This window comes from Streptomyces sp. ACA25 (assembly GCF_028200735.1).
In the GTDB taxonomy this organism is placed as follows: Bacteria; Actinomycetota; Actinomycetes; order Streptomycetales; family Streptomycetaceae; genus Streptomyces.
On record NZ_JAQKPV010000004.1, the window covers coordinates 237,622 to 251,369 of the forward strand.

15 protein-coding genes are annotated in these 13,748 nt (G+C 71.7%); 6 read left to right on the top strand and 9 right to left on the bottom strand.

The features are described from left to right. The first annotated feature begins 47 nt into the window (after nucleotides 1-47). Complete coding sequence (locus tag PJ985_RS09110; protein ID WP_271683097.1) at nucleotides 48-587, top strand: hypothetical protein; 540 nt, start codon at nucleotides 48-50, stop codon at nucleotides 585-587. Between the two features lie 63 nt (nucleotides 588-650). Here PJ985_RS09110 and PJ985_RS09115 read toward each other — a convergent pair whose 3' ends face one another. Genes PJ985_RS09115 through PJ985_RS09145 form a run of 7 tightly spaced genes read right to left on the bottom strand, consistent with a single transcriptional unit; the run spans nucleotide 651 to nucleotide 7,188 of the window. Continuing rightward, nucleotides 651-1,001, bottom strand: coding sequence for a cation:proton antiporter (locus PJ985_RS09115; RefSeq protein WP_271683098.1), 351 nt, complete (start codon nucleotides 999-1,001; stop codon nucleotides 651-653). Next, complete coding sequence (locus tag PJ985_RS09120; protein WP_271683099.1) at nucleotides 998-1,258, bottom strand: MrpF/PhaF family protein; 261 nt, start codon at nucleotides 1,256-1,258, stop codon at nucleotides 998-1,000. The genes PJ985_RS09115 and PJ985_RS09120 overlap by 4 nt, the downstream gene beginning before the upstream one ends. Further along, the gene (locus PJ985_RS09125) at nucleotides 1,258-1,650 is read right to left on the bottom strand and encodes a Na+/H+ antiporter subunit E (RefSeq protein ID WP_271683100.1); all 393 of its coding nucleotides are present in this window, start codon (nucleotides 1,648-1,650) and stop codon (nucleotides 1,258-1,260) included. The genes PJ985_RS09120 and PJ985_RS09125 overlap by 1 nt, the downstream gene beginning before the upstream one ends. Further along, complete coding sequence (locus PJ985_RS09130) at nucleotides 1,647-3,185, bottom strand: monovalent cation/H+ antiporter subunit D family protein (protein ID WP_271683101.1); 1,539 nt, start codon at nucleotides 3,183-3,185, stop codon at nucleotides 1,647-1,649. The genes PJ985_RS09125 and PJ985_RS09130 overlap by 4 nt, the downstream gene beginning before the upstream one ends. Then, a complete protein-coding gene (locus PJ985_RS09135; protein WP_271683102.1) occupies nucleotides 3,182-3,739 on the bottom strand; it encodes a sodium:proton antiporter in 558 nt (185 codons plus the stop codon). The genes PJ985_RS09130 and PJ985_RS09135 overlap by 4 nt, the downstream gene beginning before the upstream one ends. Then, nucleotides 3,736-6,531: a hydrogen gas-evolving membrane-bound hydrogenase subunit E gene (gene mbhE / locus PJ985_RS09140; protein ID WP_271683103.1), complete on the bottom strand. Its 2,796-nt coding sequence runs from the start codon at nucleotides 6,529-6,531 to the stop codon at nucleotides 3,736-3,738. The genes PJ985_RS09135 and mbhE overlap by 4 nt, the downstream gene beginning before the upstream one ends. A gap of 12 nt (nucleotides 6,532-6,543) precedes the next feature. Further along, nucleotides 6,544-7,188 carry a universal stress protein gene (locus PJ985_RS09145; RefSeq protein ID WP_271683104.1) on the bottom strand — a complete coding sequence of 215 codons (645 nt, stop codon included), beginning with the start codon at nucleotides 7,186-7,188 and terminating at the stop codon, nucleotides 6,544-6,546. A 470-nt stretch (nucleotides 7,189-7,658) separates the two neighbouring features. Between PJ985_RS09145 and PJ985_RS09150 the strand changes: the two genes are divergently transcribed. The 4 genes from PJ985_RS09150 (at nucleotide 7,659) to PJ985_RS09165 (ending at nucleotide 10,838) form a co-directional block, all read left to right on the top strand. Next, the gene (locus PJ985_RS09150; protein WP_271683249.1) at nucleotides 7,659-8,063 is read left to right on the top strand and encodes an organic hydroperoxide resistance protein; all 405 of its coding nucleotides are present in this window, start codon (nucleotides 7,659-7,661) and stop codon (nucleotides 8,061-8,063) included. A gap of 222 nt (nucleotides 8,064-8,285) precedes the next feature. After that, nucleotides 8,286-9,803 (top strand): arabinosylfuranosidase ArfA, encoded by a 1,518-nt coding sequence (arfA, locus tag PJ985_RS09155; protein ID WP_271683105.1) that lies wholly within the window; start codon nucleotides 8,286-8,288, stop codon nucleotides 9,801-9,803. 217 nt (nucleotides 9,804-10,020) lie between these two features. Further along, the gene (locus PJ985_RS09160) at nucleotides 10,021-10,509 is read left to right on the top strand and encodes a DUF6232 family protein (protein ID WP_271683250.1); all 489 of its coding nucleotides are present in this window, start codon (nucleotides 10,021-10,023) and stop codon (nucleotides 10,507-10,509) included. After that, entirely contained in the window at nucleotides 10,506-10,838 is a 333-nt protein-coding gene (locus PJ985_RS09165) for a hypothetical protein (protein ID WP_271683106.1), read from the top strand. The genes PJ985_RS09160 and PJ985_RS09165 overlap by 4 nt, the downstream gene beginning before the upstream one ends. A gap of 22 nt (nucleotides 10,839-10,860) precedes the next feature. On the opposite strand, the gene PJ985_RS09170 is transcribed toward PJ985_RS09165, so the two are convergent. Continuing rightward, on the bottom strand, nucleotides 10,861-12,018 hold the full coding sequence (locus PJ985_RS09170; protein WP_271683107.1) for a pyroglutamyl peptidase: 1,158 nt from the start codon (nucleotides 12,016-12,018) through the stop codon (nucleotides 10,861-10,863). A gap of 356 nt (nucleotides 12,019-12,374) precedes the next feature. Between PJ985_RS09170 and PJ985_RS09175 the strand changes: the two genes are divergently transcribed. Further along, nucleotides 12,375-12,644 carry a GlsB/YeaQ/YmgE family stress response membrane protein gene (locus PJ985_RS09175; RefSeq protein ID WP_271683108.1) on the top strand — a complete coding sequence of 90 codons (270 nt, stop codon included), beginning with the start codon at nucleotides 12,375-12,377 and terminating at the stop codon, nucleotides 12,642-12,644. 43 nt (nucleotides 12,645-12,687) lie between these two features. Here PJ985_RS09175 and PJ985_RS09180 read toward each other — a convergent pair whose 3' ends face one another. Further along, the gene (locus tag PJ985_RS09180) at nucleotides 12,688-13,689 is read right to left on the bottom strand and encodes a hypothetical protein (RefSeq protein WP_271683109.1); all 1,002 of its coding nucleotides are present in this window, start codon (nucleotides 13,687-13,689) and stop codon (nucleotides 12,688-12,690) included. Nucleotides 13,690-13,748: the final 59 nt, after the last annotated feature.

The window sequence follows — 13,748 nt, forward strand, 5'->3', positions numbered from 1 at the left end:
TCCTCGGACCCCGCGTTCTGCCGGCCCCCGCGCCGTAGGGTCCCCGTATGCGTGCTGACAGCCCTGCGGAGCCCCGTGCCCTCCTGCTCAACGGCACGGTCGGGGTCGGGAAGTCGTCGGTGGCAGAGGCAGTGGGAGGGCTTCTCGCGGAGGCCGCGGTGCCCCATGCCGTCATCGACCTGGACAGCCTGCGGCGCGCCTGGCCGGCGCCGCCCGGGGACCGCTTCCACTTCGGCCTGATGCTCCGGAATCTGAGCGCGGTGGCCGGCAACTGCCTGGCTGCCGGAGCGGTCCGGCTGCTCCTCGCGGGGGTGGTCGAAACCCGGGAGCAACGGCAGAGGTGCGCTGACGCGGTGGGCGTCGAGCTGTCGGTGTGCCGGCTCCGGGCGGGCCTGCCGGTGATCCGGGAGCGGCTCACCCGCCGTCACGCGCAGGAGCCCGAGGCGTTGCGCTGGCACCTGGAGCGGGCCGGAGAGCTGGCCGGAATCCTGGACCGGGCCGGGGTGGACGACTTCACCGTGGACGCCGGCACCGACCCGGTGACCGACGTCGCCGCAGCCGTGCTCCAGGCGGCCGGCCGGCACTGACCTCCGGTGCTGGCCGGTGGCGTCGTCGTGGGCGGCACCGCGTCGCCCTCCGGGGGAGCGGTGTCAGGACGGCGGGTCGTTCCGGGTGTGCCGGCCGCCGAGCTCGTCGGTATGGGTGCTCCGGCTGAGCCGGGCCCGGGAGCGGTAGCAGGCGCGGCCGACCGTGTACCCGGCGATGGGCACGGTGATCAGCTGCAGCACCATCGCCGCGATGAGGGTGACCGTCGTGGACGGGCTCGGCATCCGGATCAGTGCGCCCAGCAGCAGGCACACCACGCCCAGGCAGGCGCCCTTGGTGACCGCGTTGACCTGGCTGAAGGCATCGGGGAGCCGGATCAGGCCGAGGGCTCCCACGGCGATGAGCAGGGTTCCGACGACGATCAGCAGGTCCGCGATGACGCGTGATCCGGTCACGGGGCGCGCCTCCTCTCCAGCAGGCGCGCGAGTGCCACGGTGGCCAGGTATCCGGCCAGTGTGGCGACAAGCACCAGATCGAACAGGGCCGGGCTCTCCAGCCGCACGGCCAGGACGGCGACGCCGGCGACAAAGGCGACGAAGCCGAAGTCCGCCGCCACCAGGCGCTCGGCGCCGGTCGGCCCGCGTACCACCTGGACGATCGCGGTCGCCAGGGACAGGACCAGCACCAGCAGGGCCACGTCGAGCAGTTGCATCAGCCGGCCCTCCCTTCTCCCGGTGCGCCGGGAATCTCGTCGACGGGCCGGAGCGCACCCAGCATCAGGGTCTCCAGGTCGTGCAGTTTCGTGCGGAACCCCTCGACGTCCTGGGCGTGGGTGCCGTGGACGTAGAGGATGAAGGGCTCGGTTTCCACCTCGATCGCCAGGGTGCCCGGGGTGAGACTGACCAGGCTGGTCAGGGTCATGACTTCGCCCCGGCTCCGGCAGCGCAGCGGCAGCTTGACGATGGCCGGGGCCAGCCGGGTGCCGGGGGTGAGGATCTCCCAGGCGATCACCATGTTGGCTTCGAGGAACTGGTAGCTGAAGGAGACGAGGAAGGTGGCCACCCGGTAGGCCCGGAGGCGTGTGCGGCGTGCGAGGGAGCTCATCGGCCCGTCACCTCCGAGACCCAGGTCGTGGTGTCGATCAGGCCCTCGGCCGCGGTCTCGGCGCTGATCAGCAGGGCTTCCGCACCGATGCCGAGGCCGAGGGAGAAGGCGGCGAGGAGGACGGCGGGCAGTAGCAGCGTGGTGCGGATCCGGGGGGTGGCCGCGGACTCGCCGGTGCCGTCGGGTCCGCCCCCGCCCGTGGAGGAGCCGCTGCCGCCTGCGGGGGTGGGGGCCCGGGAGGGGAGGGTGAGGTTCCCGGCGAACACCCCGCTCCAGATTTTGATCATGGACAGCAGTGTGAGCAGGCTGACGGCGACGGCGATGCCGACGGCCAGGTACTCCGACTCCAGGGCGGTGGCGCGCAGCAGGGTCAGCTTGGCGATGAACCCGGAGAGCGGGGGCAGTCCTGCCAGGGACAGCGCGGCGGTGAGGAAGGCGGCGGTGAGCAGGGGTTCCCGGCGGGCCAGGCCGCCGATCCGGTCGAGTCTGCCGGTCCCGTAGGTCACTTCCACGGCGCCGGCGCAGAGCAGCAGGGCGGCTTTCACCAGGACGTACTGGATGAGGTAGAAGACGGCGGCGGCCAGTCCGGCGGTGGTGAACAGCGCGAGACCCAGCAGGATGTAGCCGATCTGGCTCACCATGTGGAAGGCCAGGATCGACCGCATGCTCTTCTCGCCGACCGCGCCGAGGACGCCGACGACCATGGTCACCAGGGCGGCGATCAGGATGACCCAGAGGTACTGGGGGTCGCCGTCGTAGAGGACCGCGTAGACGCGGATGATGACGTAGACGCCGACTTTGGTGAGGAGCCCGGAGAAGAGTGCGGTGACCGCCGGTGAGGCGTCGGGGTAGGTGCGGGGGAGCCAGCCGTGGAGTGGCACGACGGCGGCCTTGGCGGCCATGGACACCAGGATCACCGCTCCGGCGAGTGCGACCAGCGGGGAGCCGTTCGCCGCTCCGGCCAGCTCGCCGAGGTTCACCGTGCCGGTGACGCCGTAGAGCATCGCGAGCCCGCCCAGGAAGACGGTGGACGCCATGAGGTTGAACGTCAGGTAGAGCCGTCCCGCGGCCACTCTCCGCCGGCCGCCGGTCAGGGTGAGCAGCGCGTAGGAGGGGACGAGCATGACTTCGATGAGGACGAAGAGGTTGAACAGGTCGGCGGTCAGGAAGGCGCCGTAGACGCCTGCCGAGAGCACCAGTCCGAGGGGGAGGTAGAGCGGGTGCCGGTCGTCGTCGGCGGCCATGGCGAAGGCGAGGCAGACCAGGGTGAGCAGGGAGGTGACCGTCAGCATCAGGGCGCTGAACGTGTCGGCGGCGAAGACGATCGCGATGCCGGCCGGCCAGCCGCCGAGGTCGGCGGTGAGCACCGAGCCGTCGGAGGTGTGGGCCAGGAGCAGGGCGCTCAGGAGCAGTATCGCGGCCGTCATGGCCAGTGCGATGACCCGGGACAGGACGCGGCGCTGTCCGACCGCGAGGGTGAGGCCGGCGGCCACCAGCGGCCCGGCCACGGCCAGGGGGAGCAGGGTGCCGCTCATCGGTCCTCCTCCTTCCGGTGCCCGGTGCGGTGCACGGTGTCGGGTCCGGCCTCGCTGCGGCCGGTCCGGTGGCCGGCGGGTTCGCCGGCCTCGGGGCGGGGGCTTCGCCCGGGGCGGGTTTCCTCGTCCCCCGTGCCGGTGAGCTCGGCGCTCCCGGTGGTGTCCTCGGGATCTCCGGGGCCGGCGAGCCGGCCGGTGTCCGTCGGGTCACCGGTGCGTGGTGCGTCCGGCGGGCCGTCGGTGTCCTCGGGGGGGTCGGGGTGCCGGTGGGAGCTGCCGGCGCGCAGCAGCCCCAGCAGGTAGACGGTGATGCCGAAGGTGATCACGATGGCGGTGAGGACGAATGCCTGGGGCAGGGGGTCGGCGGCGACGTCCGGGTGGTTCTCGTTGAGCAGTGGTGCTTCCCGGCGGGCCATGCCGCCGGCCGCGACGAAGAGCACGTTGACGGCGTGGCCCAGGAGCACGAAGCCGATCGCCACCCGGAGCAGCTCCCGCTGGAGCACCAGGTACACGCCGCCGGCGACGAGGATGCCGACGAGAATCGCGGCGGTCATGGCGTGCCTTTCTCGGGAGTGGTCTGGGCCGCGGCGGCTGCCGGCTCGGGCTCCAGCTCGTCGCCGGGTTCCGGTTCCGCGGGCAGGCCGTGGGCGAGCCGGTCGACGGCTCCGAAGATCAGCCCGAGGACCAGGAGGTAGATGCCCAGGTCGAACAGGAGCGAGGAGGTGAGGGAGAGGTCTCCCAGCAGGGGCAGGGGCAGGGATCCCTTGAGGGGGGTGAAGAACTCCTCGCCCAGGAGCATCACGCCCAGGGCGAGGCCGAGGCTGAGCAGGGTGCCGGTGGCGACCAGCGGGGCGGGGCGCAGGATGCGGCCGCCGCTGCCGGGCAGCCGGCCCCGGGCGAGGTAGCTCAGGGCGACCGCGGCGCCGGCGACCAGGGCGGCGATGAAGCCGCCGCCGGGCTCGTTGTGCCCGCGCAGGAACAGGTAGGCGGAGAACACCAGCATGACGGGGCCGATGGTGCGGTTGGCGAGCTGGAGCACCAGACCGTCGGCGGCGCTGACCGGCCGTCCGGTGCCGGGGGCGTCCCGGGCGCCCAGCAGCATCAGCAGTCCGAGGGCCACGACGCCGAGCACCACGGCTTCGCCGAGGGTGTCCAGGGCCCGGAAGTCCACCAGGATGGTGTTGACGACGTTGGTGCCGCCGGTCTGTTCTTCCGCCTCGTGCAGGAAGTAGTCGCCGACCGGTGAGATGTCCCGGTCGCCGGTGAACACGAGGGTCGCTCCGGTGGCGGCGAGCCCGGCCGCGACGGCCAGGGCCCCGGCCGCCACGGTGGGCACCGGCAGCCGGGGAAGGAACCGGCTGGGCAGTCCGGTGATGACGAGGACGGCGACGATCGCGGTGAGGATCTCGACCAGCAGCAGGGTGAGGGCCACGTCGGGGGCGCCGGCGAGCAGGAACCACGCCGACACCAGGAATCCGGCCATGCCCAGGAGGGCCAGGGCCCCCAGGGTGGAGGTGGTGAGCACGCTGCCGATCACGACCAGGGTGACGGCGGCCACCACGGGCCAGTCCAGGGGTGACACGGTGGAGGCGTCGGCGGTGGGGGGGTCGGTCAGCGCCAGGGCGCCGATCCCGCCGAGCAGCACGAGGGCGATCACCGGCCTGACCAGGTAGGGCGCGGTGGCGTTGCTGCGTTCGGGACGGCCGACGAAGGCGCCGAAGCGCAGCAGCCCGTCGTAGCCGCGTTCGAACAGGGCTCCGGGGGTGGGGATGCGCAGCAGGGTGCGTTCGACGGGCCGTTGGGCGAGGAAGAGGGTCACGCCCGCCAGGATGGTGATCATGGACATCGCCAGTTCGGCGGTGAAGCCGGGCCACAGGGCGAAGCCGGGGGGTCCGGCGGCGGGGTTGATGTCCTGCATGGCCCGCCCGACGACCGTGTCGAGCACCGGTACGGCCGGCCCGAGCAGAAGTCCGAGAACGGCAGGCACGGCGGCCGGTGCGAGGAAGGACCAGGCGGGTTCGTACAGCCTGCCCTGGAGGGTCGGGCCGCCGAACGCCCCGTAGAAGATGCGGAGGCCGTAGGCGAACGTCAGGGCGGAGGCGCCGATCGCGACCGCGGTGGCCACCGGGCCGGCCCAGGGGGCGAAGTCGGTCTGCAGGAATCCCTTGAACAGGTACTCCTTGCTGACGAAGCCCAGGAGGGGCGGCACACCGGCCATGGACAGGCCCGCCAGGCCGGTGACGAGAGCGGTGGTGGGCATGACGCGGCGCAGGCCGGAGAGTTCGCGGATGTCGCGGCTGCCGGCTTCGCGGTCGATGATGCCGACGAGCATGAAGAGGGTCGCCTTGAACAGGGCGTGGGCGACGGTGTGCAGCATGGCCGCGGCCATGGCGGTCTGGGTGCCGACGCCGATGGCGGCGGTGAGGAGGCCGAGCTGGCTGACCGTGGAGTAGGCGAGCAGGGCCTTCAGGTCGTGCTGCCGCAGGGCCCACATCGCGCCGAACACGGCCGTGCACAGCCCGCCGGCGACGAGCGTGACCGACCAGGCGGTCTGGTCGGCGAAGAGCGGGCTGAACCGCATGAGCAGGTAGATGCCGGCCTTCACCATGGTCGCGGCGTGCAGGTAGGCGCTGACCGGGGTGATGGCGGCCATGGCGCCGGGCAGCCAGGAGTGGAAGGGCAGCTGGGCCGATTTGGTGAACGCGGCGATGATGATCAGTGCGCCGATCGGCCAGGCCAGCGGGGAGGCGAGGACCTCCTCGCGGTTGGCCAGGATCGCGGTGAGGTCGGTGGTTCCGGCGGCGATGGTGAGCAGGACGACGGCGGCGAGCAGGGCCAGTCCGCCGAGTGCTGTCACCAGGAACGCCTTCACCGCGGGTTTGGTGGCCTTGGGGCCGGCGGAGGCGATCAGGAAGAACGAGCAGATCGTGGTGAGTTCCCAGAACACCACGAGCAGCACCAGGTCGGCTGCCAGGACCAGTCCCAGCATGGACAGGGCGAAGAGGGTGAGGAGGCTGTAGATGGTGGTGTGGTGCCCCTCCACGGGGAGGTAGCGGGGGCAGTACGCCATGATCAGCGCGCCCACACCGAGGATCAGCAGGCAGAACAGGCCGGCCAGGCCGTCGAGCCGCAGCGCCAGGGACACGCCGAGCTGGGGCAGCCAGGGCCAGGAGATGGTGACTGCCTCGTCACCGGGGGTGCCCAGGACGGCGATGGCCAGCAGCAGCCCGACGCCGAGGAAGCCGACGGCGAGGGGGTAGCCGGTGTTCCTCCCCAGACGGCCGGCCGCCGCGGGCACCGCGGCGGCCAGCGCAATCATCGCGGCAAGGGCGACGACCAGCAGCATGGACGGCCCTCGTCAGCGTCGTTCGGCGGTGATCGAGGACAGCAGTACCGGCCGGGGGAAGCGCTTGGTCACTTCGTCGGCCACGCTGCCGAGCACCCGCTGGGAGAGCCCCTTGCCGCGCCGCCCGATGACGATGAGGTCGGCTTCCTCGCTCTCCGCGAGGCCCAGCAGCACGGTGGACGGCTGACCGGAGCCGATCTCGATGACGGTGTCCGGGCCGCCCTCGGGGGAGTCGCCGACGAGCCAGGCGACCCGCTCGATGAGCATGCTGCGGGCGGCGGCCGTGTTCTCCTCGGCGCGCTTGGCCTCGGCGTCGACGACGGTGGCCAGCACCACGCGGTGAGCGGAGCTCACCGCCAGCCGGGCGGCGTCCCGTACTGCCTGGTCGCCCTCGGGGGAGCCGTCGGTGCCGACCAGGATGGTGATCCGTTCCCCCCCGTTGCGGACGTGTTCGGCGACCGGGGTGCGCTCCAGGACCCGTACGTCGTTCCGGGCGCGTTCGGCGGCGATCGGTACGAAGATGAGCCCCAGAATGCCGCCGATGAGGTACCAGTGCCAGTCCCGGTAGCCCTTCCGGCCGAGGAAGAAGACCACGGCGGCGACACCGATGGACACCCACAGCACGACGATCACTGCTACCAGCAGCGCTGTCGACATTCGCACTCCTTAACGGGGCCTTGCCCAGGCCTGATCACAACGGACGCGGGAACGGATTGAGAGCTTTCGCCTGCGCAGTGTCCCCGGGGATGCCGCGAGGAAAACTCTCATTGGTACCCAGGCTATAGCGATCTTTGTCACGGCCGGGGGCCGGGTGGGGAAGCGCTGTCGCCGGGTGGGCCCCGCGTACCGCCAGAAATGGTTGAAAACTGAACATCGGACGCCGGGGCCGTCATCTGCCTCCCGGCGGGCGCGATGCGGCCGGGCGGATCCGCTCCGGCCGTCCGGGGAGGCTTCCGGGCCCGGCAAGAGGGCACTCGCAGGTGCCGCCGGGCAGCAGCCGCGACCCGCACGACCGCACTCTGGAGGCTCTCGTGTCCGCACAGTCCACCACGACCGACACCAAGACCGACGCCGGCGCCGGGGTCCGCACCGAACGGTCCGCACGGAACGCGGAGACCACCGAGGCGCTGTACACCGCTGTCGCCACCGCGGAAGGGGGACGGAACGGCCGGGTCGCCTCGGACGACGGCCGGCTCGAGGTGACCGTGAACGAGCCCCCCGAGCTGGGTGGCAGCGGTACCGGCACCAACCCCGAGCAGCTCTTCGCCGCGGGCTACAGCGCCTGCTTCCAGAGCGCCCTGCAGGTGGTGGCGCGCCGGGAGAAGGCTGATGTCTCCGGTTCGACCGTCACCGCCCGGGTCGGGCTCGGACGCAACGACCGCGGCGAGTACGGGCTGACCGTCGAGCTGGCGGTCAGCATCCCGAACCTGGACAGGACGGCCGCCGGGGAGCTGGCGCAGAAGGCGGACCGGGTGTGCCCGTACTCCAACGCGACCCGCGGCAATATCGAGGTCACGCTCTCGGTCGCCTGACGCCCGGCGGGTCCGGGAGGGTTTCGGCGCTGCGGGGCCGTTGACCGCTGTGCCCTCAACGTCCTAGATTTCGTTCGACTTCCCGATCGTTGTGCGAAATACCGAACACCCGCGCGGAGGGCGATGCGGAGGGGACGCAGGTGCGCCCGCAGGCCGGCGTGCCGGTGGCCCGAGCCGCCCGACGACGCGCCCGCCCGCGCCGGCAGACGAGTGAGGATCCGTATGAGCCCCCAGGACACCGCACGCTTCACCCTCGACCCCGCCTTCGCCGTCGGCGAGGTGGACCCGCGCCTCTTCGGCTCCTTCGTCGAGCATCTGGGACGCTGCGTCTACACCGGCCTCCACGAACCCGGTCATCCCGCGGCCGACGACCGGGGTCTGCGCACCGACGTCCTGGACCTGGTCCGCGAGCTGGGTGTCACCGCCATCCGCTATCCGGGGGGGAACTTCGTCTCCGGCTACCGGTGGGAGGACAGCGTCGGTCCGCTGGAGGACCGGCCGCGGAGGCTCGACCTGGCCTGGAAGTCCACCGAGACCAACCGGTTCGGGCTCAGCGAGTTCGTCGACTTCGTCCGCAAGGTCGGCGGGGAGCCGATGATGGCGCTCAACCTCGGCACCCGGGGAGTCGCCGAGGCCATCGAGCTCCAGGAGTACGCCAACCACCCGGCCGGCACCGAGCTCTCCGAGCGGCGCATCGGCCACGGCGACCGGGAGCCGTTCGGTATCCGGCTGTGGTGCCTGGGCAATGAAGTGGACGGCCCCTGGCAGACCGGACACAAGACCGCGGAGGAGTACGGCAGGCTCGCCGCCGAGACCGCCCGGGCGATGCGGCAGATCGACGACTCGGTGGAGCTGGTGGCCTGCGGCAGCTCCGGCCAGAGCATGCCCACCTTCGCCCAGTGGGAGGCCACCGTCCTGGAACACTGTTACGACCTGGTGGACCACATCTCCCTGCACGCCTACTACGAGGAGCGTGACGGGGACCGCGACTCCTTCCTGGCCTCCGCTGTCGACACCGAGTCCTTCATCGAGAACGTCGTGGCCACCTGCGATCACGTGGGTGCCCGGCTGAAGTCGAAGAAGAAGATCCACCTCTCCTTCGACGAGTGGAACGTCTGGTACATGAACCACCCACGGTCCTCCGCCATGTCCCCCGACAAGGACTGGGCGGAAGCCCCCCGGCTGCTGGAGGACCACTACACGGTCACGGACGCCGTCGTTCTCGGCACCCTGCTCATCGCTCTGCTGCGGCACGCCGACCGGGTGAAGGTGGCCTGTCTCGCCCAGCTGGTCAACGTCATCGCGCCGATCCTCACCGAGCCCGGTGGCCCGGCCTGGCGGCAGACCACCTTCTTCCCCTTCGCCCAGGCTTCCCGCCACGGCCGCGGCACCGTGCTCGACGTCCGCCCGCACAGCCCGGTGCACGTCACCGAGCAGTACGGGGAGGTGGACCTGCTGCACGCCACCGCGGTCCGTGACGGGGGCACCGGCGGTGTCACGGTCTTCGCGGTGAACCGCGACCGCACCGCGCCGCTGCCGCTGGAGGTCACGCTCCACGGGATGGACCTGACCTCGGTGGCCGGGCACAGCGTCCTGGCCGACGCCGACCCCGAGGCCCGTAACACGCTGGAGGCTCCCGAACGGGTCGTGCCGCACCCGGCCGAGGGCACCGTCCTGGACGACGGGGTGCTGCGCGCCACCCTGGAACCGATGTCCTGGAACGTCATCCGGCTGGCGTGACCACGCGGCGTCCGCCCCTGAGGACCCGGGTGCCGGCCGCGGACTGTGCAGGGGGCCGGCGTGCCGGAGTGGTATTTCGTTCAACGGGCGGCGGCCCAGGCGGCACTCAATCCGTATGCGAGGGAAAGGCCGATTCCGGCGCGTGTCCGCATCGACTTCGCTACTCTTTGTACTCTCAGTGTCCGGCAGGTGACAGGAGGGTCTTGTGGCGGCCCAAGTGACAATCAATGAAGGTGTGTTATGGGTGGAGGGTGATGCGTATCCGCTGCGCAACATCTCCCATGTCGGCCAGAGACGACTGATCATCGACACCGGTGTCGCGTGGAGGAAATTCATCCTCCGGACCGTCGGGTGGTTGATTGTGGGCGGCATTTTCGCCGCTGTGGCCGACGGCCTGGGACCGGTCGTTTTCTTCGTCGTCCAGGCCCTTCTGGTATGGAGGCTGGTCTCCACCCTGCAGAAGCCCCCGTTGTACGGCCTGGTCCTCAACACCTCCGGCACCCAGCATGAGGCCGTCTGGTCCACGCAGCAGGAGGAGATCCAACGGCTGGTCCAGGAGATCACCAAGGCGATCGGCAATCCCGACATCGCGCAGATGATCATCAACGTGGAACACGCGGTGCAGGGCGACCTCATCCAGCAGTACGGCGCGGGCAGCATCGGCAAGGCCAAGCACACCGGCTCCGGGAGCATTCAGGGATCATGAGCGGCGACCACATCCAGCAGTACGGCGCGGGCAGCATCGGCAAGGCCGAGCACACCGGCTCCGGGGACATCGTGGCCGGCGGCAAGAGCGTCGGGGCGACCGCAGGAGGGCCTGAGGTGGAGGCCCTCCTGCGAGAGATCGAGAAGCTGCGCCCGCACCTGGACGCGAACGACCGGGCACAGGTGGACGCGGCGGCCGACTCGATCGCCGAGGAGACGTCTCCTGAGCGCCGGCGCGGCCTGGTGCAGCGCATCTCCGGCATCGCGGCGCTGGTCGGCGAGGTGGGCCTGCCGGTGATCAAGGCCGCGAAAGCGTTGCTGGCGGGCTGAGGCGAGCCGGGCCGGGCGGCCGTCAGCCGAGGGACTCCGCGGCCCGCGTGAGCAGGGCCCGCAGCTGTGAGGTGATGGCCTGCCGGTCGGCGACCAGCGTGCGGTCGGTGATGCCGTCGGTGTTGTCCTCGGCGAAGACCAGCGCCGGGGTGTGCAGGTGCCCGCCCGGAATCCGCTCGTCCAGGGTGTCGCGCAGCAGCGTCGCCCGGTAGGCGATCTCGTTGGAGAGGTAGTCGCCGCCGCCCCCCGCCCGGGCGGCGGAGCCGTCCGTCGGGCCGTCCGGACGCTCGACCGGGTCGGTACCGCCGGCCGGTACCTCGGTGACGGCGGTGCGGTCACGGACCGGGAAACGGCCGGTGACCCCGGCTTCGGCGGTGAGCTCCCGGTACGGCAGCGAGCTGACGGTCCACGCCGGGTGCGGTCCGCCGGGCACCGGGACGGGCCCGCCGGCGGTGGCGCCGGTGTTGTCGGTGCCCCCGCCACGCCAGGCGCCGTTGTACCGCTCCAGGTCGAACGCCCCGCGGCGGCCCTGGCTCAGGGTGAGGAACAGGTCCGCCTGGCGCGGCCCCGGAGCCAGGTACGGGTCCAGGGCACTTTCCACCGCTCCCGCGGTGAAGTCCGCCCACCGCACGGGGAAGATCACGCCCTCGATGTGCGCGGTCCGGCCGGAGGGCGTGCGCAGCGTCGTGCCGTGCACGGCGAGGACGGCGGCGCCCGACGGGTTGCTCCGGCGGAGGTCCTCGTCCAGCCTGAACGGGTCGAAGCCGGTGACGAGGATCCGCAGGCGGTCCTCACCGGCGGGCAGCCGGTTCCCCTCCTGGCCGCGGGAGGCGAGCTCCAGGGCGGTCATGGCCTCCGGGACGTCTCCGCGGCGCTCGCGCAGGGTCCGGGCCATCGCGAGACGGGACCAGTACAGCGGCCGGTCGTCGCCGTCGGTCTCCCGCAGCCGCCGGGCGGCGTTCCGCCACAGTGCGCGGCCGTGCTTCCGGGCGGTCCGGGTGGTGTCCTCGGCGGTGGCGGCCCGGTCCAGCGCCTCCGCGAAGGCGGTCACTGCCGGGGAGTGCCCGCCGTGCCGCAGGATGCGCTGCGGGATGTCCTCGTCGAGGCGGGCCTCCTCCGGGTGCTCTCCGGCGGGAAGGTCACCCGGGCGGCCCGCGGGTCTGTCGGTTTCGGTGGTCAACGCCGCTCCTTGTGGGGGCGATGTGAAGGATGGATGAGACATACGTATCAGGCCGGGGAGCGTCCCGGCTGCCCCCTGGCGCGGACCGTGACCCCCCAGCGACCTGGGCAGCCGCTGTTCGTCCGCATCCGCCCGGAATCGCCCCGGCCGGCTGCTGAGGCTGCGCCGGCGGCTCGCCCGGCGCCACCTCGCGCGGGCGGACCGGGCCGCCTTGTGTGGACTGTCCGTATCACCCGTTGTGCGTGGCCCGCCGCTCACGAGTGCCGCGTCCGGACGCCTTCCCACCTCGAGGAGTAGCGCGCGGCAATCGGGGCATTCGGTAGCGGTACACGACAACCGGACGAGAGGAAACCGACATGGGCATTATCGCGTGGATCCTTCTCGGACTGATCGCGGGAGCGATCGCCAAGTGGGTGATGCCGGGCAGAGACCCCGGCGGCATCATCGTCACCATCCTCATCGGCATCGGCGGCGCCATGCTGGGCGGATTCCTGGGGCAGGCCATTTTCGGTGTTGACTCGCTCGACGGCTTCTTCGAGTTGTCCACCTGGATCACCGCGATCCTCGGGGCGATGCTCCTGCTCTTCCTTTACCGTCTGATCACCGGGCGGCGATCACATGCCTGAGTGACGCCCCCGCGGTCTTCCCCTTCCGCTCCCGGCGGAGACGTCACCGGTGCACGTCATCGGTCCGGCCGTCGTCCGCCGGGGCGGGGAAGCGCTGCAGCTCTCCCGGCAGGCGGCTGCCGGGCGTGGACATGTCGCCGTCCGAGCCGAGCCGGGCCAGCAAGTCCAGGGCCAGTCGTGCCCGGCGCACCCGTTCGCGCGCGGTGTCCAGAACGACCGTGCGCAAGTGCCCGCCGGAAGGGTAGAGGGCGGGTGCCTTGCTGAGGCCGAACTTCAGGTAGACCGGTGCTGCGCGCCGGACCAGCTCGTGGATCTCGTGCAGGCGCACGTAGCCGCCGAGATCGTCCGGGGCCTCCAGGTAGAAGTCCAGCGGCACCCGGCTCGTCCGGCGGATCTCGGTGAGGTGCTCCAGGGTCAGATCCGAGGGGACGTTGACCGAGTCGGCGCCGAGCCGCTCGTGGATCCCCACCCCGGCCGGGTTCACCGGCCCGATGAGGGCGGACACCTTGAGCGTGGTGTCCGCCGGCAGTGTGCCGCGTTCCCGCAGCCGGTGCAGCAGCCACAGCACTCCCTCGTCGGCGACGAGCAGACAGCGCACGCCGAGTGCGGCGGCGCGCAGCGCGTCCTCCACGCAGCCGGCCAGTCCGGCATTGCCCCGTGCCCGCAGACCTGCGCCGCCGGACGGGGTGCGGGTGCCCGCGCCGATGTCCCAGGTGCCGCGTGGGCCGGTGAAGAGGCAGAGTTCGACTCCCGACGCGGCGCAGGCGTCCACCATCGAGGTGATCTCGGCGTCGGTGAGCATCCAGATGCCGCTGCCCTGACTGACCCGGTGGACGGGGACCTCGAGCGCGGTCGCTTCCTCCAGCACGACAGCGAGCGCCTCGGGGCCCTCCACGGACGGGATCTCGGTGCGCCAGCGGCCGCCGTCGGGGAAGGTGTGCGGCGAGCTGTCCGCCGGGTCGGCCGCCGGGAGGTGATGGCCGAGCGCGGCGAGCGCGGCCTTCCCCGGCGGAGACGGGAGGGCGGGCGGGCTGGACTCGGACATGGTGCCCCTGTTCGGTGGGTCGGTCGTGGTGAGGTGGCCGGCCGGCGGCCGGGAGCGGA